The sequence below is a fragment of the Pseudomonas sp. TE9122 genome, assembly GCF_056278925.1.
Genome location: NZ_JBWBQI010000001.1, coordinates 2,212,199 through 2,233,609 on the forward strand (window position 1 = coordinate 2,212,199; position 21,411 = coordinate 2,233,609).

20 protein-coding genes and 3 pseudogenes are annotated in these 21,411 nt (G+C 57.0%); 13 read left to right on the top strand and 10 right to left on the bottom strand.

Annotated features, from left to right (window positions below; all coding sequences use genetic code 11):
• Positions 1-491 precede the first annotated feature (491 nt).
• Positions 492-824, top strand: a complete 333-nt coding sequence (locus tag ACZ9BE_RS10065) for a phage holin family protein (RefSeq protein ID WP_008080174.1) — start codon at positions 492-494, stop codon at positions 822-824.
• A gap of 140 nt (positions 825-964) precedes the next feature.
• Here the strand turns inward: ACZ9BE_RS10065 and ACZ9BE_RS10070 are convergent, their stop codons facing one another.
• Complete coding sequence (locus tag ACZ9BE_RS10070; RefSeq protein ID WP_476249340.1) at positions 965-1,165, bottom strand: KTSC domain-containing protein; 201 nt, start codon at positions 1,163-1,165, stop codon at positions 965-967.
• A 221-nt stretch (positions 1,166-1,386) separates the two neighbouring features.
• On the opposite strand from ACZ9BE_RS10070, the gene ACZ9BE_RS10075 reads away from it, so the two are divergent.
• Positions 1,387-1,989, top strand: coding sequence for a terminase small subunit (locus tag ACZ9BE_RS10075; RefSeq protein ID WP_423661904.1), 603 nt, complete (start codon positions 1,387-1,389; stop codon positions 1,987-1,989).
• Positions 1,990-2,433: 444 nt separating this feature from the next.
• On the opposite strand, the gene ACZ9BE_RS10080 is transcribed toward ACZ9BE_RS10075, so the two are convergent.
• The 3 genes from ACZ9BE_RS10080 to ACZ9BE_RS10090 are packed head-to-tail and all read right to left on the bottom strand — an operon-like array spanning position 2,434 to position 4,374.
• Positions 2,434-2,889: a MaoC family dehydratase gene (locus ACZ9BE_RS10080; protein ID WP_423661906.1), complete on the bottom strand. Its 456-nt coding sequence runs from the start codon at positions 2,887-2,889 to the stop codon at positions 2,434-2,436.
• Positions 2,890-2,905: 16 nt separating this feature from the next.
• Positions 2,906-3,739: a 3-methyl-2-oxobutanoate hydroxymethyltransferase gene (panB, locus tag ACZ9BE_RS10085; RefSeq protein ID WP_423661908.1), complete on the bottom strand. Its 834-nt coding sequence runs from the start codon at positions 3,737-3,739 to the stop codon at positions 2,906-2,908.
• A 14-nt stretch (positions 3,740-3,753) separates the two neighbouring features.
• Positions 3,754-4,374, bottom strand: coding sequence for a LysE family translocator (locus tag ACZ9BE_RS10090; protein ID WP_423661910.1), 621 nt, complete (start codon positions 4,372-4,374; stop codon positions 3,754-3,756).
• A gap of 133 nt (positions 4,375-4,507) precedes the next feature.
• On the opposite strand from ACZ9BE_RS10090, the gene ACZ9BE_RS10095 reads away from it, so the two are divergent.
• The gene (locus ACZ9BE_RS10095) at positions 4,508-4,963 is read left to right on the top strand and encodes an Lrp/AsnC family transcriptional regulator (protein ID WP_476249341.1); all 456 of its coding nucleotides are present in this window, start codon (positions 4,508-4,510) and stop codon (positions 4,961-4,963) included.
• Between the two features lie 293 nt (positions 4,964-5,256).
• On the opposite strand, the gene ACZ9BE_RS10100 is transcribed toward ACZ9BE_RS10095, so the two are convergent.
• From ACZ9BE_RS10100 to ACZ9BE_RS10120, 5 genes and pseudogenes are all read right to left on the bottom strand, one after another.
• Complete coding sequence (locus tag ACZ9BE_RS10100) at positions 5,257-6,150, bottom strand: LysR family transcriptional regulator (protein ID WP_476249342.1); 894 nt, start codon at positions 6,148-6,150, stop codon at positions 5,257-5,259.
• 81 nt (positions 6,151-6,231) lie between these two features.
• Positions 6,232-7,284 carry an alpha/beta hydrolase gene (locus ACZ9BE_RS10105; RefSeq protein ID WP_476249343.1) on the bottom strand — a complete coding sequence of 351 codons (1,053 nt, stop codon included), beginning with the start codon at positions 7,282-7,284 and terminating at the stop codon, positions 6,232-6,234.
• Positions 7,285-7,334: 50 nt separating this feature from the next.
• Positions 7,335-8,160: pseudogene (locus ACZ9BE_RS10110) on the bottom strand (alpha/beta hydrolase); the annotation flags it as partial.
• Positions 8,138-8,557: pseudogene (locus tag ACZ9BE_RS10115) on the bottom strand (aldo/keto reductase); the annotation flags it as partial. The pseudogenes ACZ9BE_RS10115 and ACZ9BE_RS10110, both read right to left, overlap by 23 nt.
• A gap of 45 nt (positions 8,558-8,602) precedes the next feature.
• Positions 8,603-8,875: pseudogene (locus ACZ9BE_RS10120) on the bottom strand (aldo/keto reductase); the annotation flags it as partial.
• Between the two features lie 90 nt (positions 8,876-8,965).
• Between ACZ9BE_RS10120 and ACZ9BE_RS10125 the strand changes: the two are divergent.
• The 7 genes from ACZ9BE_RS10125 (at position 8,966) to ACZ9BE_RS10155 (ending at position 17,454) form a co-directional block, all read left to right on the top strand.
• Positions 8,966-9,469, top strand: a complete 504-nt coding sequence (locus tag ACZ9BE_RS10125) for an NAD(P)H-dependent oxidoreductase (RefSeq protein WP_476249344.1) — start codon at positions 8,966-8,968, stop codon at positions 9,467-9,469.
• 79 nt (positions 9,470-9,548) lie between these two features.
• Positions 9,549-10,421 (top strand): helix-turn-helix domain-containing protein, encoded by an 873-nt coding sequence (locus tag ACZ9BE_RS10130; RefSeq protein ID WP_476249345.1) that lies wholly within the window; start codon positions 9,549-9,551, stop codon positions 10,419-10,421.
• 148 nt (positions 10,422-10,569) lie between these two features.
• Positions 10,570-11,838 (top strand): DUF1479 domain-containing protein, encoded by a 1,269-nt coding sequence (locus tag ACZ9BE_RS10135; RefSeq protein WP_476249346.1) that lies wholly within the window; start codon positions 10,570-10,572, stop codon positions 11,836-11,838.
• 58 nt (positions 11,839-11,896) lie between these two features.
• Entirely contained in the window at positions 11,897-13,177 is a 1,281-nt protein-coding gene (locus ACZ9BE_RS10140; protein WP_423661922.1) for an ABC transporter substrate-binding protein, read from the top strand.
• Between the two features lie 281 nt (positions 13,178-13,458).
• Positions 13,459-14,796: an MFS transporter gene (locus ACZ9BE_RS10145; RefSeq protein WP_423661924.1), complete on the top strand. Its 1,338-nt coding sequence runs from the start codon at positions 13,459-13,461 to the stop codon at positions 14,794-14,796.
• Between the two features lie 24 nt (positions 14,797-14,820).
• Positions 14,821-16,083, top strand: coding sequence for a gallate dioxygenase (locus ACZ9BE_RS10150; protein WP_102899740.1), 1,263 nt, complete (start codon positions 14,821-14,823; stop codon positions 16,081-16,083).
• A gap of 123 nt (positions 16,084-16,206) precedes the next feature.
• Positions 16,207-17,454 (top strand): OprD family porin, encoded by a 1,248-nt coding sequence (locus ACZ9BE_RS10155; RefSeq protein WP_476249347.1) that lies wholly within the window; start codon positions 16,207-16,209, stop codon positions 17,452-17,454.
• On the opposite strand, the gene ACZ9BE_RS10160 is transcribed toward ACZ9BE_RS10155, so the two are convergent.
• Positions 17,429-18,664 (bottom strand): LysR family transcriptional regulator, encoded by a 1,236-nt coding sequence (locus ACZ9BE_RS10160; RefSeq protein WP_423661929.1) that lies wholly within the window; start codon positions 18,662-18,664, stop codon positions 17,429-17,431. The genes ACZ9BE_RS10155 and ACZ9BE_RS10160 overlap by 26 nt on opposite strands.
• A 155-nt stretch (positions 18,665-18,819) precedes the next feature.
• On the opposite strand from ACZ9BE_RS10160, the gene galB reads away from it, so the two are divergent.
• Genes galB through ACZ9BE_RS10175 form a run of 3 tightly spaced genes read left to right on the top strand, consistent with a single transcriptional unit; the run spans position 18,820 to position 21,358 of the window.
• Positions 18,820-19,554, top strand: a complete 735-nt coding sequence (gene galB / locus ACZ9BE_RS10165) for a 4-oxalmesaconate hydratase (RefSeq protein ID WP_401163312.1) — start codon at positions 18,820-18,822, stop codon at positions 19,552-19,554.
• Positions 19,551-20,267 carry a 4-carboxy-4-hydroxy-2-oxoadipate aldolase/oxaloacetate decarboxylase gene (locus tag ACZ9BE_RS10170; RefSeq protein ID WP_102899744.1) on the top strand — a complete coding sequence of 239 codons (717 nt, stop codon included), beginning with the start codon at positions 19,551-19,553 and terminating at the stop codon, positions 20,265-20,267. The genes galB and ACZ9BE_RS10170 overlap by 4 nt, the downstream gene beginning before the upstream one ends.
• 2 nt (positions 20,268-20,269) lie before the next feature.
• A complete protein-coding gene (locus tag ACZ9BE_RS10175) occupies positions 20,270-21,358 on the top strand; it encodes a 4-oxalomesaconate tautomerase (protein WP_476249348.1) in 1,089 nt (362 codons plus the stop codon).
• The last annotated feature ends 53 nt before the right edge of the window (positions 21,359-21,411 follow it).

Genomic DNA, 21,411 nt, shown 5'->3' on the forward strand with positions numbered 1-21,411 from the left:
CCACTGCTTTTTGCGGTGGTGGGACGGGCGCAGGCCCCGTCGTTGTTGGGCTGTCCCACCGTCCCACCTTTTTCATGCCTCCCGCCCGTGTGTGCGTAGCGGGCACAGGTACGCGCGTTTACGCGCACGCGTGCTTTTTAAATTTCTCTCTATACACGAGAAAAGAGAAAGAAAAGTAGGACGGTAGGGCAGAGCCCCAATCTGCGGGGCTTTCAGACGTCCCACCTTGTTTTGGAGAGGTGGGACGCATGGGACGCCGCTGAAACACCAGAAGCAAAAGCCAGCCGGGTTGAGATATTCACCGACATGCGCCAGCCGTTCACCGGGCGTCACCCACACATTCACCGGATGGCATTAAAACGGTCTTGCTGCCACCAGAATCGACCTGTAAAAAGGGGCCATCTTCGATGGGTGCGACCGCAAAGCGCGGCAGGCCACCCACCACCCGACCCGGCCATAGCGCCGGGTCTTTTTGTTTAAGGGGCAGGGCAATGACGAACGAGCAACAGGCACTTGCAGAGATGCCGATCTGGTTGGTGATTGCCCTGTCATTGGTTGGCGGCGTGTCCGGCGAGATGTGGCGCGCTGACAAGGATGGGGCAAGAGGCTGGGCATTGTTGCGGCGGCTCGCACTTCGGTCCGGCGCCTGCATCGTCTGCGGCGTGTCAGCGATGATGTTGCTGTTTGGCGCGGGCTTGTCGATCTGGACAGCGGGCGCCCTGGGTTGCCTGACCGCGATGGCCGGCGCGGATGTCGCCATCGGCTTGTACGAACGCTGGGTGGCCAAGCGGCTGGACCTGAGCGAGGCGGAACCGAAGGCATGAGCCGCGGGCAGGCCGGGTGGGGCGCCGAATTTCACGGGTCCTCCCCAAGGGCCGCCCCCTACACGGGTTATCGAACTCGCGGATTCTCTCTAGCTGAAACCTTCGCAGGGATGTCCGTCTTTCCAAGTTGAGTACGGGCCTCAGCACTGATAACGATCACGGATGTGCTGGTTGTAATAGGCGCCTTTGGACACCGCGGTCATCAAGCCATTGTGTATGGCCGATGGGACGCCGCAGAAATCGTAAGAGTGCCCCTGTTCAAAGCGGATCCTCATTCGTCTCGTTGCTGGGTCGTAGCCAACGGCGGTCATCGCACTGGAACGCACGGCAATCATGTCCATGACATCTCTCCCTCTGACGGATCGTCCACTGATGCTAGTCGAGCGAGGCGGATCTGCAGCCCAGGCCACCGAAAAGTCGCCGGGGACCCTGAGGACTTTCAAAGGACACGGGGTCGGAAACCCGCGGGATCTTGTTAGTGGGAGACTCGCCAGCTTATTGAAATTTCAATCCACTGAAATCTTGAAAGGATTCATTGAAAAGCCGCTGAAAAGGAGGGCTTATGAGCACAGCTACGTACCTGTCAAAGAGCGCCTTTGCTGCGCACATCGGACGGTCGCCGAGTTACATCACCTGGCTGAAGGAAAACGGTCGACTGGTCCTGTCCCCCAATGGCAAGCAAGTCGACGTGCTGGCCACCGAAGCATTGATCCGCGAAACCGCCGACCCGAGCAAGGCTGCCGTCGCTGCTCGCCACCAACAGGATCGGCTTCAGCGTGATGTGTACAGCCACGTCGCAGCCAAACACGAGTCGACTAACACGGCTGCGCCGCCGCCCGTTGAATCAGCCCAGGGGCACTCTCCGGACTTCCAAAAAGCGCGTGCGCATCGTGAGCATTACTTGGCGCGCATGGCCGAGATGGAGTTTCGCAAAGCGCAGGGAGAGCTGGTGGAGATCAGCTTTGTGCAGAAGGCCGCGTATGAAACGGCGCGGTCGCTCAACCAATCGCTGATGAGTATGTCGCCGCAGTTGGCACCGCAGCTCGCCGCGCTGTCTGATCCATGGGAAGTGGAACGACAGCTGACCGCTGCACTACGTCAACGGCTCAACGAGGCGGCTCAAGTGTCCAGCGACGATTTTGGATTTGTATTAGACGAACGCTAAAAGGATACAGATGTCATTCGGCCTGCATGATGGTTAAAGCGTCCTCTGCTATTAGTCAAAAGCGATGAGCTGCGTTTTATAAAGTGCGAGTTAAGCAGCAAGCCTTTCGCAGGCTTTAGGTGATTATTCCAGTTTGATCGCCTCTATCACCTCATGCTACGGCTCACCAGGCGTTGGTCTCTTAGAGTGTAGAGGCACCAAGCTTGGGGTTCGCCACGTGAAATAAAGCATCAGGGTCGCGCCTAGTGCAAAGGGCAATCCCACCCATAGCGATACCTTGTAGGCCAGTAATACTCCCGCTGCGCCACCAACGAAAGCAGCTAGCAGAAGAAAGTAGGCGTCTTCAATTCCCCTTCCTGGTCTAACAATAAATCTTACTAAGTCCTGCATGCGTGGTTCCTATACAAGAGGTGTTTTTGGCATATCTTGGCCGCCCTTATAAATCTAAGTTTCATCAATTGTTATTGATGCGAGTAGATTTCTCTCGGTGTCATTGGGGATCAGCCCTGTTGTTTCGGCGAGCAAGACAACCTGGCCGTTATTGTTGTTCACGGTAACTTCGGCTTGCGCTCGATTACCGTCATCGATCCCCATGATTTTCCACACGCAAGTCAGCTCATCGCCAATGTAAACGGGGCGCTTGAAGCGAAAACTCATAGAGGTAGCCAGCCATCCCAATTGCCCTCCGATTTCCGTAATCAGCGTTGCAGTCAGCAAGCCATGAGCGATGACACCATCAAAGCCTTTTGCTTCTGCGTACATAGCGTCGGAATGCACCGGGTTGTGGTCGCGCGATAGCACCTCAAACTGAACGATATCTGCGTGTGAAAAAGTGCGTTTGATTTTGAAAGTATCGCCTTTCTCAAGTCCTTCAATTGCTTTCTGGCGTATTGCGTTCATTGGCATCTCCGACGATTTAAAACGTATGGTCAATCCCTGGGAATGAGCCCGACTCGACGTCTTTAGCAAAGGCTTGTGCAGCGTCACTCATCACCTTTCTCATATCCGCATACTGTTTGACGAATCGCGGCAATTGACCATGACGGAGCCCTACCATGTCCTGCCAGACGAGTACCTGGGCATCGCAGCCACCTCCTGCACCGATTCCGACGGTAGGGATGGAGACTATCTCGGTGATCCTCGTCGCAACGTCTCCTGGCACCATTTCAATAAGCAGGCCAAACGCTCCTGCACGCTCGAACGCAACGCTCAAATTAATCAACCTCTGCGCATCCTCGCCCTTGCCTTGAATACGGTATCCGCCTAGCTGGTGTTCTGCCTGTGGGGTAAAACCGATATGAGCCATAACCGGAATGCCTGCGGCTACCAACTTCTCTACCTGCGCAAGCATTTCGACCCCACCTTCGAGCTTTACAGCATGAGCGCCGCCTTCCTTCATGAAACGGGCTGCGGTATGGAAACATTGCTCAGGCGATCCCTGATAAGAGCCAAAAGGCAAGTCCGCAATGACCAACGCCCGCTCAGTTGCGCGAGAAACCGCCCTGACCAGGGGCAGCATCTCGTCAACTGTTACTGGCAACGTCGAGTCGTGCCCAAAAACGTTGTTGGCGGCGGAATCGCCTACGAGCAGTACCGGAATTCCTGCTGCCTCAAACACCGACGCGGCGTACATGTCATAAGCAGTCAACATGGCCCATTTTTGACCCCGTGCCTTCATGTCTTGTAAATGAGGAATTCTTACCCTCCCGCGACAAGGGCTGTTATAGGGGGCAGTGATTTGATCAGACATTTTGCTTCCTTAATTCAAATGGTCAGCCGTTCGGCAGCAAGAACCACAGCAATGGCGATCATCGCGGCTCCCGATATCCGGCTCACATAGATAGCGGCTGCTGGACGTGAAGCAAGCACCGCTCCGGCGCCATAGCCAACCGCGAGATATACGACGCCGCAACTGAAACCGTGGATCAAACCTAACGCGACAATCTGAGTCCCTACTGGCCATACCGCCGACGCATCAGTGAACTGAGGTAGCAGCGCCAGAAACAACAAAAGAACCTTCGGGTTGAGACCGCTGACGCACAGTCCTTTTATCGCCCAGGCCATCCAGCTACTGTCACCGCTGGATGCTCCTTGAGGAGGCAACGAAGGCTTTAGCAACATGTTGAAGCCGAGCCATAGGAGATAGGCCGCCCCCATCAGCGTTAATGTCAGCAACGCATGGGGTATTTTGACCAACACCCCACCCACGCCTGCAGCGACGATCAACGTGGCCACAAGGTGACCGGAAAGCATGCCGACTACGGCGGGTAGGACACGGCCTCGCAAACCTGCCGATATCGAGTAGGCCCAGTCGACCCCTGGCGTGATAACAAACAAAAATGATACGGCCCAGAAGGCCATCATCAGAGACACTGTCACGATCAAATCCTTCTTTTTTCATCAGTTCAGTGCGCCGTTTACCGCCCTGAAACACTGTGATGGAAGGATAAAGAAAGCCAAGTGGTATTATCTTTCGAAGAAACCCGCCAAGGCGGACTGCATTAGAAGGTTTTTCTGAATGGATCGAATTGATAAGAAGATTCTTGCGCAGCTACAGCAAGATGGTCGCCAGTCGCTGACAGAATTGGCCGACCGCGTGGGTCTCAGTTTGTCTCCATGCCATCGGCGTGTTCGGGCGATGGAGGATGCAGGCGTTATCAAAGGATACCGTGCTCAGCTATCGGCGACCGAGATAGGTCTGAATTTCTCGTCCCTGGTATTCGTAACCCTTCGAGAGGGGCACCAAAAGGCGGTAGCGGATTTCGAAAGTGAGCTACCACGAGTTCCCTATATAGTCCAAGCACAAAGACTTTTTGGCGATCCTGATTATCTGCTGATGGTGGTGACAGCAGATCTTCCAGCCTTTCAGAAGCTTTACGATGAAGAACTGTCTAGGCTACCTAACGTACAGCGTCTCACATCGACGTTAGTGATGAAGCACGTAATCACAGACCGTCCTTTGCCTTTAGAATAAGAGCTCAAGCATTACGGGAGAGTCAGGGGGGAAGCAGTCATACGTTTGTCGAATCGACCAATGTTGATATACGACTGCTTGGCGCGAACAAAGACTGTTGCATAGGTTCGTCTATGGCTGATAGCTGCTGCTGTTGAACGACCGGTTGAATCCACCGCCAATAGCTACCACTCAAAGTCAGCAGTAATCGCCCCATTGCAGTCGGTCGCTTCCGTCTGCAACCGATCAAAAGCATTTGCTCATTTACGGGTTTATGGGGCGGATGAAGCTCATGCGCCTTGAAGGTCGATGACTCAGCGCTTGTAGAGTAATGCTTCAACTACAACACCAAACGCTGATGATTGTTCACGGCGATTCGGGTAGTAAAGATGGTAACCGGCAAAGGGTTGGCACCAATCTTCCAACACCCGTACAAGACTACCTTCGGCAAGCTCCTTCGCCACCATGTCCTCTGGCAGGAACCCCAAACCACATCCAGCCATCGCCGCGCGCAGGATCGGCACGCTGCTGTTGAACGTCCATTGCCCCTCGACCCGAGCTTTGAGTTCGTGGCCATCCTTTTCGAAATCCCATTGCATCAGGCTGCCGTGAGTCGGTAGGCGCAGGTTGATGCAGTTGTGCGCGGCCAGATCGCCCGGTTCCATCGGGTAAGGCCGATGCCGGAAATACTGCGGCGAGCCGACAACTGCAATACGCAAGGATGGACCGATCGGCACGGCGATCATGTCCTTGGCCACCTGTTCACCCAGGCGCACACCTGCGTCATAACGCTGCGCGACGATGTCGGAGAGGGCGTGGTCGACGGTGATTTCGACCTTGATGTCCGGGTAGTCGGGCAACACCTTCAGCAGCTTCGGCCAGAGGATATTGTTGGCTGCATGCTCGGACGCCGAGATCCGCACGTTGCCGGCCGGCGTGTCGCGAAACTCACTGACAGCAACCAGTTCCAGTTCGATCTCATCGAAGCGCGGCGTCATCGACTGATACAAGCGCTGGCCGGCCTCGGTCGGCGAAACGCTGCGTGTGGTTCGCGTCAGCAGGCGCACGCCCAGCCGAGTTTCAAGGGCGCGCATGGTGTGGCTCAGCGCCGACTGCGAGACGCCCAACTGTGCGGCTGCGCGGGTAAAACTGCCTTCGCGGGCGATCACCACGAAGGCTTGCAGGTCGTTGAGGTTGGCGCGGGACATTGATGAGGGCCTCTCATGAGGGGCGCGGGATTATTCCATGAAAGCAGGTTGCGCATGGATGCGCGACCCTCAAGGCGCTCATCACAGGGTGCGTGCGTAAAATTCGCTCAGCTTGCCAATCGCCGCATCAACATATTGCGGCACCCAGTAGGTTTCGATGTGCGTCGCGCCATCGACAATGAACACTTCCTTGTCCGTGGTGCCGGTGGCTTTGGGGAAGGCATCCTGAGTCATGTACAGGCTGTCGGCCTTGCTGCCGGCGATCATCAGCAAGGGTTGATTGATCAGCTCAATGTGGTCGGTGGCGTCGAAACGCATCAAATCCAGCAAGCTGCTGGTGGTGTATTTGAAGGTCGAGTTGGGGTGTGCGTGGGTTTTCCAGCAGTACTCGTAGCCCTGGCGATACAGTTCGAAGGGCAGTTTGGCTATCTGCTCATCGGTGAGGTTGGCATCGCCCGAATACAGCGCCGCACCGCCGGCCGCTTCCTGCGCGCGGGCTGCTGATGCCTGTTGCAAACGTTGCTGGATGCTGTCGATTTGCGAGTCGTTGTAGCCGTTGCGGCGTACCCGGCCCGAGTTGAACATGCTTACGGTCGCCAGCGATTTGAAGCGTTTATCGGTTTGCGCCGCCGCCAACGAATAGCCGCCACCGCCGCAGATGCCAAGCAGGCCCAGACGCTTGTCATCGACACCGGCAAACTGGCTGATGAAGTCGGCCATGCCGTGGATGTCCTCGATGCGATACGCCGGTTTATCGATGCTGCGCGGCTGACCACCGCTGGCGCCCTGATAGGCCGCATCGGCCGTGATGGTGATGTAGCCCTGTTCCGCCAGGCGCTGGGCATACAGACCGGCAACCTGTTCTTTGACGCCGCCATTGGGGTGTGCAACGACCACGGTCGGGTAAGTCTTCTTCGCGTCGTAGTTGGCCGGGGTGTACACGTTGGCGGCGATGTCCAGACCATTGAGCGTGTACTTGACCGGGTGGATATTGACCTTGCCCGGTTCGTTCCTGCTGATCGCGCCGTCGTAGGCGAGGGTGAAAGGGTTCTTTTTGTAGTCGGCGGCCAAGGCCCCGCCCGCCGAGAGGCCGAACAATGCCGACATGAGCGTGGCTTTGAGAGTGTTCTTCACGTGAAGCTCCTGAGCAATCAATTAGGGCGGCAGTTGCAAAAGTGTTGGGGTCAGTCCAGCTGTTTTTCTTTGAGGAATTGCGCGACCAGATCAGCGATCTGCACGTTGTTCAGATCCAACATGGGGAAGTGGGTGTTGCCGTGAATGCCAATCTCCGGCAGGTGGATCAGGCGCACATCACCGCCATGTCGATTGACCGCGTCACGCCAGAGCCGGGCCATCTTCAAGCGTGCGCGCCAACTGTCCTGAGCGGGCAGGTCGACGGCCTGTTCCGGGATGTTGTCGCCGTAGAGGATCAGAATCGGAATGCGCGTCAGTGCCATGAATTGCTCCATCGGCACCGCTGCGCCTTGCACCGTGTCGAATGCGCTGGGAATCGGCGCCGGCACTTCACCGTCAGCAAATACGAAACTGCTGCCCGGTTCGAACGCCACGATGGCTTTGACCTTGTCGTTCTTGATCGCCGTCAACCAGCCCGGCCCGCCACCCTGAGAATGCGTAAACAGGATGCCGGGGCCGATTTTGTCGAACAGCGCCGACACACCATCGGAGACCACGCCCATGTCAAACGGCCCGGTGTTCGGCGTCATTGCCCTGAAAAACTGCTCGCGGGTCTGGGCGTCCTGTGCCACTTGCACGCCGTTGAAGTAGCGGGGCCACAGGCCGATGCGGAACTGGTTGAACCACAATTGTTCGTCCGGCACAGGCTTGATGGTGGTCTCGACCATGCTGCGCCCGGCATCGCCACGCCGTGGCTGATCGATCAGATAGACACCGTAGTGGCGGCGCAGAAAAGATGTTCTGAAACCCCTCGCGGCCATCGGCAGTGGTTACCCAAGTCTTGGAAAATTGCGCCGCGCCGTGAAAGGCCGAAATGCTTGACCTTGCCCTCGGCGATCAGATCCTTGACGGTGCCGGCCACGTCTCCGATGGGCACCTGGGGATCGACGCGGTGCTGATAAAACAGGTCGATGCAATCGGTACGCAGACGCTTCAACGCCGCTTCGGCCACGGCGCGTATATGCTCCGGGCGGCTGTTGGTGCGGCCGACACGTGCGCCGGTGATCAGGTCGATATCGAAGCCGAGCTTGGTGGCGATGACGACCTGCTCGCGGATCGGCTGCAAGGCTTCGCCCAGCAGCTCTTCATTGGCGAACGGGCCATACGCTTCGGCGGTGTCGAACAAGGTGACGCCTTGCTCGTGGGCTGAACGAATCAGCTTGATCATGCTGGCTTGGTCGGCAGCCGGCCCGTAGGCCGACGTCATGCTCATGCAGCCAATACCCAAGGTGGACACTTCCAGGCCATTACCCAACGTGCCGGCAACGTCTTCGATCGGCACGTCCGGATCGACGCGGTGCTGGTAAAGCAAATCGATGTAATCGGTTTTCAGTCTGCGCAGCGAACCTTCGACGGCGACCCGAATACGTTCGGGCCGGCTGTCCAGAGTCTGCTTTGTGTTATCGGTACCGACGGCGAAGCCGAATTTTGTGGCGATCACGACCTGGCCACGAACCGGGGACAGCGCCTCGCCGACTACTTGCTCATTGAGATAGGGGCCATAGAACTCGGCGGTATCGAAGATTTGAATCTTCCAGCCGAACAGGAAAACATGTCTGCCAACGGACGCTCAACGCTGGATGTCGAGCAAGAGCAGGCGAAAGTGCTGTGATGTGATCTGTTGATTTTTCAGTTCCCCGTCTGGTGGTTTTCGATGCCTGCGATACTGAAAGGATGGGTTGATCGCACGATGACCCGAGGCTTTGCCTATGCCTCGGGTGAGAAATACGACAGTGGGAAGTTCAAGGGCCGCCGCGCTATGCTGTGCATTACCACCGGCACCGCGGAAAGCCTATATCAACCCGATGGCATTGATGGGTGTATGAATCACATTCTATGGCCCATCCACAATGGGATATTTCGCTACCTCGGATTCGATGTGCTTCCTCCTTTTGTCGCATGGATGCCTGGCAGCGTTTCACTTGAGGTGCGCAACAATTACCTGGCTGCTTACGAAATCAGGTTGCGAGTACTTCCAGCGACGCAAACACTATTCTTCCACCCACGCGAGGATTACGGTAGCGACCAGCGATTGAAACCAAGTGTGCTGGCGCGCTCCGGTTTTCAATGGAACCCTCGTGCAGGTCAATGTCATGATCAGGCGGCCAACGATTTTACGCGTTGAGACCTCGCCAGCTCACGGCGTAAGTAGTGGGTGTTACGATTATGGCGATACAAGTCCCTTGCTAGGCCGAGTCGATGCCATGAAACCCAGCTTCGAGAAAGTACCCACAGAGGCTGCAACCTCTTGGACCCTATTGAACAGGCGTTTGCTGTATGCGATTCCATTCGAGTGGCATCATCATCCCGAATATGAATTGACACTCACGCTCAATAGTCGCGGCCATCGCTACATTAGTAATGACGTAGCGCGCTATGACGATGGAGACCTGATTCTTGTAGGGCCGAATATTCCTCATAGCTGGTCTTCAGCGGAGCGTATTGATGAGGATCAGCCGCATGTCGCCTTGGTTATCTGGTTTTCCGCTGCTTGGGCCGACTCGCTGGTGACATTGTTTCCGGAAATGGCTGCGGTTCGTCCATTGCTGGCGGCAGCTCAACACGCGGTGAGTTTCAGTGGTAGGGCCTCCAGTGAAGTACGCTCCTCCATCGAGGCAATGGTCAATCAGACGCCGCCCCAGCGCTTGATCGCATTGCTAACGGTGCTCGACAGGCTGGCAAGAGACGCTGATGCTACTCGGATCCTGCCGACGCTAGGCGGTCTGGCGGGTGATCAGATTGTCGAAGACGCGCGTATTCATCGAGTTCTGCATTACCTACATGGTAACTACGCCCGGGCAATCAATGTTGCCGAGTTAGCAGAGCTGGCCTGCGTCAGTCTGTCTGCTTTCCATCGAATGTTTCGCCGGCATACACGCTGTACCGCCTTGGACTATATCGTTCGACTGCGCATCGGCCATGCATGTGCGTTGCTGATGCAGGGCAACTCGCCGGTATCGATAATAGCGGGGCAGGTAGGCTACTCGTCGCTGGCATTATTCAACCGCCAGTTCAAGGCGTTGAAAGGGCTGACACCTTCCGCGTTTCGTCAAACGCACAGCCATCATTTTCAGTGAAGGTCAGAAATCTAGTGGGTTGATACTCCGATAGTATTGGCTTAAAACGCCATTATCGTACTAGTCGACGCTTCAAATGAGGCTGACGTGTGCTTATTTAAAAGTGGTTCCATACCTGCATGAATAACAAAAACAGCAGGTAGTTCCCATGAGTAAATACCGTGCCTTCGAAAGCGAAACGCTTCCGCAAGATTATCGAGACAGTATCGTCAAAATGAAGCGCGCCTTGCGCGCGCAGATCGGCGACGTTAAATCTTTGTTTGAACAAGTTAGCGAATTCATCGTTGCTGAAATCGACTCAATCAAGGCGCAGGAGGCGCTAACCGGTTCGGCTTGGCCGATCCTTGAGTTCGAGGATATCGCGGTCGGGAAAGTGAGTGCGGACCAGTTGGCGCTAATCAAGCGGCGTGGTTGCGTCGTGCTCAGAAACCATTTTCCTCGAGAGCAGGTTTTGGGGTGGGACGAGAGGCTTTTGGATTACCTTGACCGCAATCACTTCGATGCAATTTATCGTGGTCCAGCGGACCAGTTTTTCGGAAGCCTGGAGGCATCGCGTCCAGAAATTTTTCCGATCTATTGGTCGGAGTCGCAGATGCAGTTGCGTCAGGATGAGCGCATGGGGGCCGCACAATCTTTTCTGAATCGTCTTTGGAAGATCCATTCTCAAGGGCAGCAATGGTTCAACCCTGACATCAATGCCCTATACCCGGATCGGGTACGGCGTCGGCCTCCGGGAACACATTCAAAAGGTCTCGGACCACACACCGACTCGGGCGCCTTGGAGCGATGGCTGCACCCAGCCTACCTGAAGGTATTTGACAAAATTTACAGCAACGACTTCAGCGCCTACGACCCTTGGGACGCAGCCTTCCGTACTGAAGTCGATGAGTACGCCTACAAAGATACGGTCAAGTGCTCTGCGTTCCGCACGTTTCAAGGCTGGACCGCGTTATCGGATATGAACGCCGATCAGGGGGTACTACATACCTTACCGATCCCCAAGGCGATGGCTTACATGCTGCTGCGGCCACTGCTGGACGATGTACCTGAGGATGAGCTGTGCGGGGTTGCGCCGGGCAAGGTACTTCCGGTGTCCCGACAATGGCATCCACTGCTGTTCGAAGGGCTGAGTCCGATTCCGGATGTCCGTGCGGGCGATTCGGTGTGGTGGCATTGCGATGTAATTCACAGTGTCGCGCCCGTGGCAAATCAACAAGGCTGGGGCAATGTCATGTACGTTCCGGCCGCACCTATGTGTCAAAAAAACATGCGTTACGCCAAAGATGTCTTCAGGGCATTCGCGCAGGGTGCATCACCCGACGATTTTCCTCGGGAAGACTATGAAACAACTTGGGAAGGTCGTTTCACCTTGGAGCGTCTGAACGCGCTCGGACGTGCCGGTCTGGGGCTCGAATGATTGCGTGAGACTGAGCGAATAGCCCACTACCTCGATAAAAAAACAATAAGGTACTGAAATGAATTTAATGAACCGCCTTGCAGCCATGGTTTCTCTTGCCGCTTTATTTCCTCTTGTGATTCAGGCCGCTGAAACCAAGGGAAGTGTTGAAGTTGTTCACTATTGGACCTCCGGGGGCGAGGCCAAGTCGGTGGAAGTTCTGAAAAATATCATCGAGAAAGATGGATTCACTTGGCAGGACAGTGCAGTCGCCGGCGGCGGAGGCAGTGCGGCCATGACTGTGCTGAAAACCCGTGCTGTATCGGGCAATCCTCCCACCGCCGCGCAGATAAAAGCGCCAGATATTCAGGAATGGGGTCGCCTCGATCTTCTTGCCAGCATTGACGACGTCGCCAAGGCGAATAACTGGGACAGCCTGCTTCCCGAGTCCGTCGCCCAAATGATGAAGTACGAGGGACATTACGTTGCGGTACCGGTGAATATTCATCGCATCAATTGGCTTTGGCTTAACCCTGTCGTCCTGAAGCAGGCGGGCATATTCGATGTGCCGACCACACTTGATGAGCTTTATGCCGCTGGGGATAAGCTCAAGGCGGCAGGGTTCATCGCTATCGCACATGGCGGTCAGGCCTGGCAGGACACGACAATCTTCGAAAACCTCGTTTTGAGCGTGATGGGCGTTGATGGTTTCAAGAAGGCCTTTATTGATGTCGACGACAGTGTTTTCACCGGGCCGAAAATGATTGAAGTATTCAATGCGCTGCGAAGAATCCAGAGTTATCTGGATCCCGATGGTAACGGTCAAGACTGGAATCTGGAAACAGCCAAGGTCATCAATGGCAAAGCTGGCATGCAAATCATGGGGGACTGGGCGAAAAGTGAGTGGAGCGCGGCGGGCAAGCTTGCCGATACAGATTACATTTGCGTGCCATTTCCCGGCTCACAGGGTGCTTACAGCTATACAATTGATTCACTGGCGATGTTCAAACTAGCCTCGAAGAATGACAGCCCTGGCAATATTGCAGCCCGCAACGACCTGGCCAAAGTAGCGCTGGAGCCGTCGTTTCAATATGTTTTCAATCAAAACAAGGGATCAATACCCGTCATAAAGGGTTTGGACATGAGTCGATTCGATAGCTGTGCGCAAGCCTCTGCAAAGGATTTCGCTGCTGCCGAGAAGACTGGTTCACTCGCTCCGAGCATGGCATTCAACATGTCGACTTCCCAGGCGGTGCAGGGCGCTGTGTTCGATGTCGTGACACACTTCATGAATGACAAATCAGCCGATGCTGCTAAGGCTGGCAGGCAGTTGCTGGCGGCGATCAAGGCCGCACAATAAATTGCTTTAGTTTTGAGCTGCTTCGTATACCGAATACGGAGCAGCTATTGACGTTCCATCTCCTACTAGCGGCTGCTCGTGCCGCAATCATCACCCCCCTCTCTACCACGCTCTGTTTATCTCTGTTGACTCCCCGATAAGAAAAATCGATACCCGGTTAATAATTTCCCAGAGGCGGGCGGTATACCTGCGGCTTTACAGTCACCTCCATCGTTTAGCGTGGGCGGTCCAATTACAGGCCTTGTCCGTCGGGACTTCTACAAAAATAAGAAGGTGAGAGCATGAGTAGTGAAACGATCGATATCAAAGCGTGGATCGACAACCGAAAAGTGGTGCCGTACCAGTGGCTGATTATGGGTTTATGTTTTTTCATAGTGCTTTTCGATGGCTTCGACGTCGCGGTGATGGGGTTTATTGCCCCCTCGCTGATTCAAGAGTGGGGATTGTCAAAAGCGGCGTTCGGCCCGGTGATGAGCGCCGGCATGGTGGGACTCGCGATCGGCGCCCTGACCGCCGGCCCTTACGCTGACCGACTCGGCCGTAAAAAGATATTGCTTACGGCGGTGACCGGATTCAGCGTGTTGAGCCTGGCTTGTGCGTTCGCTCGCAACCCTTATGAGTTGGCCACTCTGCGTTTGATGACTGGTGTGGCGCTGGGCGCGGCTTTGCCCAACACCACGACGCTGTTGTCCGAATACTTGCCGGAGCGCAATCGGTCACTGTTCATCACGATCATGTTCACCGGATTCAACATGGGGTCGGGATTGGGCGGATTTCTCGCCGCGTGGTTGATTCCCCATTACGGCTGGCAGTCGGTGCTGCTCGCCGGCGGAATTCTGCCGTTGCTGCTGCTGCCATTGATGTGGCTGCTGTTGCCTGAGTCCGCTCGTTTTCTTGCTGCGCGCAATGCGCCTGCCGGCCAGATCGCCAAGGTGCTGAACAAGCTTGGCGGCACGTTTAGCGCAGCGACGAAGTTCGTCATCGCCGAGCCTCAAACCCAGCAAAAGACTCCGATGCGCTTGTTGTTCACCGAAAACTATCGCTTCGGCACGCTCGCTTTGTGGGCGACTTACTTCATGGGGTTGCTGGTGATCTACCTGACCATGGGTTGGATGCCGACCCTGCTGCGTGAAGGTGGGCTGTCCATCGAACGAGCCGCGACCATCACCGGCCTGTTTCAGATTGGCGGTACCGTCGGCGCCATCGTGGTTGGTTGGGCGATGGACCGGCGTAATCCGAACGCGGTAATTGCCACGTCCTACGCACTGGGTGGCGCTTTCATTCTGCTGCTGGGCGCGTTCAGCCTCGAATCCAGTCTGCTGGCGTTCGGCGTAGTGGCGGCAGGTTTCTGCATGAGTGGGGCGCAAACCGGCCTCAATGCTTTCGCGCCGGGGTACTACCCGACAGATTGTCGCGCCACGGGCGTCAGCTGGATGCTGGGTATCGGCCGCTTCGGGGCTATCTTTGGTTCACTCATCGGTGGCGCGGTGCTCAGCATCGGGCTGGGGTTGCCGCTGCTGTTTGCCCTGTTGAGCGTGCCTGCCTTTATCGCTGCACTGGCGATACTGGCCAACGGTCATGCACGGCGCCGAGTCAGTCGGGCCTTGCTGACACATTAATCTTTTTCGACAAAGGAACTCGTTATGGCACGCATCATTGGTGGCCTTGCTGTATCTCACACCCCGACCATCGGCTTTGCGGTCGATCACGACAAGCAGCATGAGGCCGCCTGGGCGCCGATCTTCCGTGGCTTCGAGCCGATCAAGGTGTGGCTGAAGGAGCAGCAGCCGGATGTGCTGTTCTATATCTTCAATGACCACGTGACGTCGTTTTTCTTTGATCACTATGGTGCATTTTCCCTCGGTGTCGATGAGCGTTACGAAGTCGCCGATGAGGGCGGTAATCCACGCGAGTTGCCGGGGATCGCTGGCCATGCGGCGCTGTCGCGGCACATCGGCGAGAGCCTGGTAGCGGATGAGTTCGACATGAGTTTCTTCCGTGACAAGCCGCTCGATCATGGCTTCTTCTCGCCGATGTCGGCACTGTTGCCGTGCGAGCCGGACTGGCCGGTGGAGATCGTGCCGCTGCAGGTTGGCGTGTTGCAGTTCCCGGTGCCGAGTGCGCGGCGCTGCTACAAGTTGGGCCAGGCGCTGCGCCGGGCGATCGAAAGCTACCCCGAGGACTTGAAAGTGGCCATCGTCGCGACCGGCGGCGTTTCCCACCAGGTGCACGGCGAACGCTGTGGTTTCAACAACCCGGAGTGGGACCAGCAGTTCATTGATCTGTTGGTCAACGATCCCGAGCGCCTGACCGAAATGACCCATGCCGAGTACGCCGCGCTGGGAGGCATGGAAGGTTCGGAAGTGATCACCTGGCTGATCATGCGCGGCGCGCTGTCGGCCACGGTGAAAAACCTGCACCAGGATTACTACCTGCCGTCGATGACCGGCATTGCCACACTGCTGCTGGAAAATCAGGATCGGCCCGTTCCCGTCGACGTCATTGCGCGGCATTTGCAGCACATGCAGCATCAGTTGGCAGGCATCGAGAAGCTCGAAGGCACCTATCCATTCACCCTGGAACGTAGCGCCAAGGGTTATCGGTTGAACAAGTTTTTGCACCGCATGATTGAACCGCATTGGCGTCAGCGTTTCCTCGACCAACCCGAAGCGCTGTTCGATGAAGCAGGGCTGAGCGATGAAGAGCGGGATCTGCTGCGCCGCCGCGACTGGCGCGGATTGATTCACTACGGGGCGATTTTTTTCGTGCTGGAAAAACTCGCTGCCGTGGTCGGGGTGCCGAATCTGCAGATATACGCGGCAATGCGCGGACAAAGCCTCGAGGAATTCATGAAAACCCGTAATCAGCAGGTGCTCTATTCGGTAGCGGGCAAGGCCCCGCGCTAACGTCACGGCGTCATCGACGGCTCGCTCCGGGCCGCTTCGCCACACCCTTGAATGACTTCACTGCGCCCGGCTCATGCGGGCGTAGCGGACTGCTTCATCCCAAAAAAATGGATAACAATAACAATGAAAATCACCGCCAATACACGCGTAGTCTTCACGCTGTCCGCCGTTTGTGCTCTGCCTGTCGAGGCGAGCGCCGCAGGCTTTGTGGAAGACGCTAGCGCCAATCTCAACCTGCGCAACTTCTACATCAATCGTAATTTCACCAACCCGGCCAATGCGCAGGGCAAAGCCGAGGAGTGGACGCAGAATTTCATTCTCGACTTTCGCTCCGGATTCACCCAAGGCACAGTCGGCTTCGGTGTGGATGTGCTAGGGCTGTATTCGCTGAAGCTTGATGGCGGTCAAGGCACGGGCGGCACGCAATTGCTGCCGCTGAACAGTGATGGCCGACCTGCCGATCAATTTGGTCGCCTGGCTGTCGCCGGGAAAATGAAAGTCGGCAAGACCGAAATCAAGCTCGGCGAGTGGATGCCAGTGTTGCCGATATTGCGTTCCGACGACGGTCGCTCGTTGCCACAAACCTTTCGTGGCGGTCAGGTCACTTCACAGGATATCGCCGGTTTGACCTTGTATGGCGGTCAGTTCCGGCAGAACAGTCCGCGCAACGATTCAAGCATGGAAGACATGTTCATGCAGGGCAAAACCGCGTTTACCTCTGACCGCTTCAACTTCGTCGGCGGCGAATACGCGTTCAACGAAAAGCGCACGATGATCGGCGTGTGGAATGCTCAGCTAAAGGACATCTATCAGCAACAGTATCTGCAACTGGTTCATAGCCAACCACTGGGTGACTGGACGCTGGGCGCCAATCTTGGCTACTTCTGGGGTCGCGAGGATGGCAGTGCCCGCGCAGGCGATCTGGACAACCGTACGTTCTCGGCATTGCTGTCGGCACGCTACGGCGGCAACACGTTTTACCTCGGTTGGCAAAAGCTCAGCGGCGACGATGCCTGGATGCGCGTCAACGGCACCAGCGGCGGAACCTTGGCCAACGACAGCTACAACAACAGCTACGACAATGCGCGGGAGAAATCCTGGCAGCTGCGCCATGACTACAACTTCGCCGTCCTCGGCGTGCCCGGTCTGACCCTGATGAACCGTTACATCAGCGGCGACGATGTGCATAGCGGGGCCGTCACCGATGGCAAGGAATGGGGGCGCGAATCCGAGTTGGGTTATACGCTGCAAAGCGGTGCGTTGAAGAACCTCAACCTGCGCTGGCGCAATTCGAGCATTCGCCGCGATTACAGCAGCAATGAGTTCGACGAGAATCGCTTGATCATCAGCTATCCGTTGAGCCTGCTTTAAGCGCCTCAGCGGCCTGTGCCTGGATCACCCGGCGGATCATTTCCATCAACGCCTGCGCCACCGGTGAGTGCAGGCAGCCGCTGCGGTAGGTCAGGCCAATGGCTCTGGCGGTCTGTTTCAACTCCAGCGGCAAAATGCACAACTCGCCGCTAGCGATTTCCTGTTCCAGTTGATGCGCTGAAACGGCCGCGAGCATGTCCGAGCGTAACAACAGTCCGCGAATGATCGCCATGTCGGCGCTTTCCACCACCGGGGAAGGCGCAGGAATGCCGAAACTGGCGAAGCATTCCTCGAGCATCGTCCGCGCCGGTGAGCCGGCGCGAGGCAATACCCAGCGCGCGTAGCCCAGATGATTCTGCAAATCGCCGTTGCCGCAGAGCGGATGATCACGCCGCGCAAGCACGACCATTTCTTCCGTCAGCAGTGACTCGCCGACCAGGTCGCTGGCATAGGTCGATGAGCGCAGCGCACCCAAAATGAAATCCACATCGCCGGCACGCAACTCGGTCGCCAGCAGGTCGAAGGGACTCTCATTGGTGATCACTTGAATGCCGGGATGCTCTGCCATCAGGCGCACGATGGCCTCGGGCAGGATGCGCGTGCGGCCGAGGGGCAGGGCGCCGACGTGCACAACACCGTGCAAGGCACCGCGAAGGGCGGTGATGTCGCTGTCGATATGGCGCAACTCGTTCAGCGCACGGCGGATTGCAAACAGGATGTCATGACTGGCGCGGGTCGGCTGCAAGCCGCGTGGCGTGCGCTCGAACAGCGATTGGCCGCAGCCGTTTTCCAGCACTTTCAGCGTCGAACTGACCGCAGGCTGACTCAGCCCCAGCAGGTTGGCCACTGTCTGCATATGCTGGGTTTCACAGAGTTTGACGAACACTTGCAGGCGTCGTGCCTGGAACAGATAAAGCGGTTCAATCGCGGCTTTCTCACCTTGGCCGAGCAATGTCGGCACGCTCCCAAGCTCCGCCAATACCCTTCGCGCACGGGGTAGCAAGCGTTCACCGAAATCGGTCAGGCGCATACCGTTGGCGTGGCGCTCGAACAGCGTCACGCCCAGGCGGGCTTCAAATTCCGATATGGACCGGGTGACCACTGATTGCGCTCGGTACAGCGCCACTGACGCTTTGGAGACGCTGCCGTGATCAGCTACGCGGACGAAGGCACGCACGTGCATCAGGTTCGGAAGTTCAAAGGGTTCCATGGGCAAGGACTCTGCGGGTCGGCGAATCCGACGACTATGCCGCCGCTATTTTCGAGTGGCAATAAAAAAAACGCATACCTCGAACACTCGAACGCACTACTCCGTCGGCGGGGTGCGATGCGATGCTCTTTCGCAACGCAAGAGGAGAATCCGCAATGATCGATTCAACCAAAAACGCGCTGGTTGTCAGCGCCCACTCAGCCGATTTTGTCTGGCGTGCCGGTGGCGCCATCGCTCTGCATGCACAGCAGGGTTACCACGTTCACATCGTCTGCCTGTCGTTCGGTGAGCGCGGCGAATCCGCCAAGTTGTGGCGCAAGGGCGAGATGAGCGAAGACAAGGTCAAAGCCGCACGTCGCGAAGAGGCTCAGGCCGCCGCCGACATTCTCGGGGCCAGTGTCGAGTTCTTCGATATCGGCGATTACCCGATGCGCGCCGACAAGGAAACCTTGTTCCGTCTAGCCGATGTTTTTCGCCGGGTGCAACCGGAGTTCGTTCTCAGTCACTCGCTCAAGGATCCGTACAATTACGATCACCCGCTGGCCATGAACCTCACGCAGGAGGCGCGCATCATCGCCCAGGCCGAAGGCTATAAACCGGGTGAGAAAATCGTCGGCGCACCGCCGGTCTACAGTTTCGAGCCGCACCAGCCCGAGCAATGCGAATGGCGCCCCGATGTGCTGCTCGACATCACTGATGTCTGGGACAAGAAGTACGCGGCCATCCAGTGCATGGCCGGGCAAGAGCATTTGTGGGAGTACTACACGCGCGTTGCCCAGCAACGTGGTGTGCAAGCCAAACGTAATGTCGGGATCACCTCAACCCGCAACATCGTCTATGGCGAGGGTTACCAGAGTATTTTCCCGCGTGTCACGGAGAATCTGGGATGAGCGAACATATCGGTAAGACTGGCGTTGTCGTGCGCAATATTCAGCGCGCCGAAGCAGCGCTAATCGATGAGTTGAAACGCTTCGGCGTGGCGACCATTCATGAAGCGCAGGGTCGCAAAGGCCTGTTCGCGACTTCGATCAGACCCATTCAGCAGGGCACAGTGATCAGTGGTTCAGCCGTCACGGTGCTGGTTGCGCCGGGTGACAACTGGATGTTCCATGTGGCCGTCGAACAATGCCGGCCCGGCGATATTCTGGTGGTCGCGCCGAGTTCGCCGTGCACCGACGGCTACTTCGGCGACCTGCTGGCCACCTCGCTCAAAGCCCACGGCGTTAGGGCGCTGGTAATTGATGCGGGCGTGCGCGACACCCACACCCTGCGCGAAATGGGCTTCCCGGTCTGGTCCCGCGCCATCAGCGCTCAAGGCACAATCAAAGAAACCCTGGGCTCGGTCAACCTGCCGCTGGTGTGCGGTGGGCAACTGGTCCATCCGGGTGACGTGGTGGTTGCTGATGACGATGGTGTGGTGGTCGTGCGACGCACCCAGCTGCTGCAAGTCGTCGAAGCCAGTCGTGCCCGCGCCGATCTGGAGGAACAGAAGGCCCTGCGCCTGGCCAAGGGCGAACTGGGTCTGGACATCTACAACATGCGCGCGCGCCTGGCGGAAAAGGGTTTGCGTTACGTCGACAGCCTTGAAGAACTGGGAGACTGAGCATGGCGCAGACCCGCATTCCCTGTCTGCTGATGCGCGGCGGTACGTCGAAAGGCGCTTACTTTCTGGCCGAGGATTTACCGCAGCAACCTGCGCTGCGAGACCGCGTGCTGCTGGCGGTGATGGGCTCGCCGGATGCGCGGCAGATTGACGGCATTGGCGGCGCTGATTCGCTGACCAGCAAAGTGGCGATCATCAGACCGTCGAGCCGCGCGGGTGCCGATGTCGATTATCTTTTCGGCCAGGTTCTGGTGGATGAGCCGCGTGTCGATTACGGTCAGAACTGCGGAAACATCCTCGCCGGTGTCGGTCCGTTCGCCATCGAGCGCGGGTTGGTGGCGGCGACAGCCGACGTCACCCCAGTGCGGATCTACATGCAAAACACCGGACAGATCGCCATCGCCCATGTGCCAACGTCTGATGGTGAGGTGTGCTACGACGGCGACGCGCGTATCGACGGCGTGCCGGGGCAGGCCGCGCCGTTGATTGTCGAATTCGAGGATGTCGCTGGCGCCAGTTGCGGTGCCATGTTGCCGACTGGTAACGCCCGGGACGTGATCGACGGCGTCGAAGTGACCTGCATCGATAACGGCATGCCCGTGGTGCTGATCAACGCGCAAGAGCTTGGTTGCAGTGGCTATGAGAGTCCCGCGCAACTCGATGTCAATGCTTCACTGAAACAGCGTCTGGAGTCCATCCGCCTGCAAGCGGGGCAGCGCATGAATCTGGGTGATGTGAGTCAGCGCAACGTGCCGAAGATGTGCCTGATTGCACCGCCGCAGGTCGGTGGGGCCATCACCACACGCAGTTTCATTCCCCATCGCTGCCACAGCAGCATTGGGGTGTTTGGCGCCGTCAGTGTAGCTGCTGCCAGCTTGATTGACGGCAGTGTTGCGGAGGGCATGGCAGTTGTGGAGGAAGGTGATATGAAGCGCTTGTCGATAGAACACCCGACGGGCGAGTTTACTGTTGAAGTACGGTTAAAGGATGGGAAAATAGCGGGCTGCGGGTTGATGCGCACCGCCAGACTTTTAATGAGCGGCGTCGTATTCGTTCCGTCAGGTCTTTGGCGTGATATGCCAAATCGTTAGTTATGACCCTTCGTTTAAGTTCAAACAAGCGATCCTGTAGACACGGTTGTGAG

Coding starts and splice junctions, on each gene's coding strand:
- ACZ9BE_RS10100 (WP_476249342.1), bottom strand. CDS start 6,150: ATGTCCCGCGCCAACCTCAACGACCTGCAAGCCTTCGTGGTGATCGCC.
- ACZ9BE_RS10140 (WP_423661922.1), top strand. CDS start 11,897: ATGAATTTAATGAACCGCCTTGCAGCCATGGTTTCTCTTGCCGCTTTA.
- ACZ9BE_RS10130 (WP_476249345.1), top strand. CDS start 9,549: ATGAAACCCAGCTTCGAGAAAGTACCCACAGAGGCTGCAACCTCTTGG.
- ACZ9BE_RS10150 (WP_102899740.1), top strand. CDS start 14,821: ATGGCACGCATCATTGGTGGCCTTGCTGTATCTCACACCCCGACCATC.
- ACZ9BE_RS10155 (WP_476249347.1), top strand. CDS start 16,207: ATGAAAATCACCGCCAATACACGCGTAGTCTTCACGCTGTCCGCCGTT.
- ACZ9BE_RS10075 (WP_423661904.1), top strand. CDS start 1,387: ATGAGCACAGCTACGTACCTGTCAAAGAGCGCCTTTGCTGCGCACATC.
- panB (WP_423661908.1), bottom strand. CDS start 3,739: ATGTCTGATCAAATCACTGCCCCCTATAACAGCCCTTGTCGCGGGAGG.
- ACZ9BE_RS10065 (WP_008080174.1), top strand. CDS start 492: ATGACGAACGAGCAACAGGCACTTGCAGAGATGCCGATCTGGTTGGTG.
- ACZ9BE_RS10135 (WP_476249346.1), top strand. CDS start 10,570: ATGAGTAAATACCGTGCCTTCGAAAGCGAAACGCTTCCGCAAGATTAT.
- ACZ9BE_RS10095 (WP_476249341.1), top strand. CDS start 4,508: ATGGATCGAATTGATAAGAAGATTCTTGCGCAGCTACAGCAAGATGGT.
- ACZ9BE_RS10160 (WP_423661929.1), bottom strand. CDS start 18,664: ATGGAACCCTTTGAACTTCCGAACCTGATGCACGTGCGTGCCTTCGTC.
- ACZ9BE_RS10145 (WP_423661924.1), top strand. CDS start 13,459: ATGAGTAGTGAAACGATCGATATCAAAGCGTGGATCGACAACCGAAAA.
- ACZ9BE_RS10170 (WP_102899744.1), top strand. CDS start 19,551: ATGAGCGAACATATCGGTAAGACTGGCGTTGTCGTGCGCAATATTCAG.
- ACZ9BE_RS10080 (WP_423661906.1), bottom strand. CDS start 2,889: ATGAACGCAATACGCCAGAAAGCAATTGAAGGACTTGAGAAAGGCGAT.
- galB (WP_401163312.1), top strand. CDS start 18,820: ATGATCGATTCAACCAAAAACGCGCTGGTTGTCAGCGCCCACTCAGCC.
- ACZ9BE_RS10070 (WP_476249340.1), bottom strand. CDS start 1,165: ATGGACATGATTGCCGTGCGTTCCAGTGCGATGACCGCCGTTGGCTAC.
- ACZ9BE_RS10175 (WP_476249348.1), top strand. CDS start 20,270: ATGGCGCAGACCCGCATTCCCTGTCTGCTGATGCGCGGCGGTACGTCG.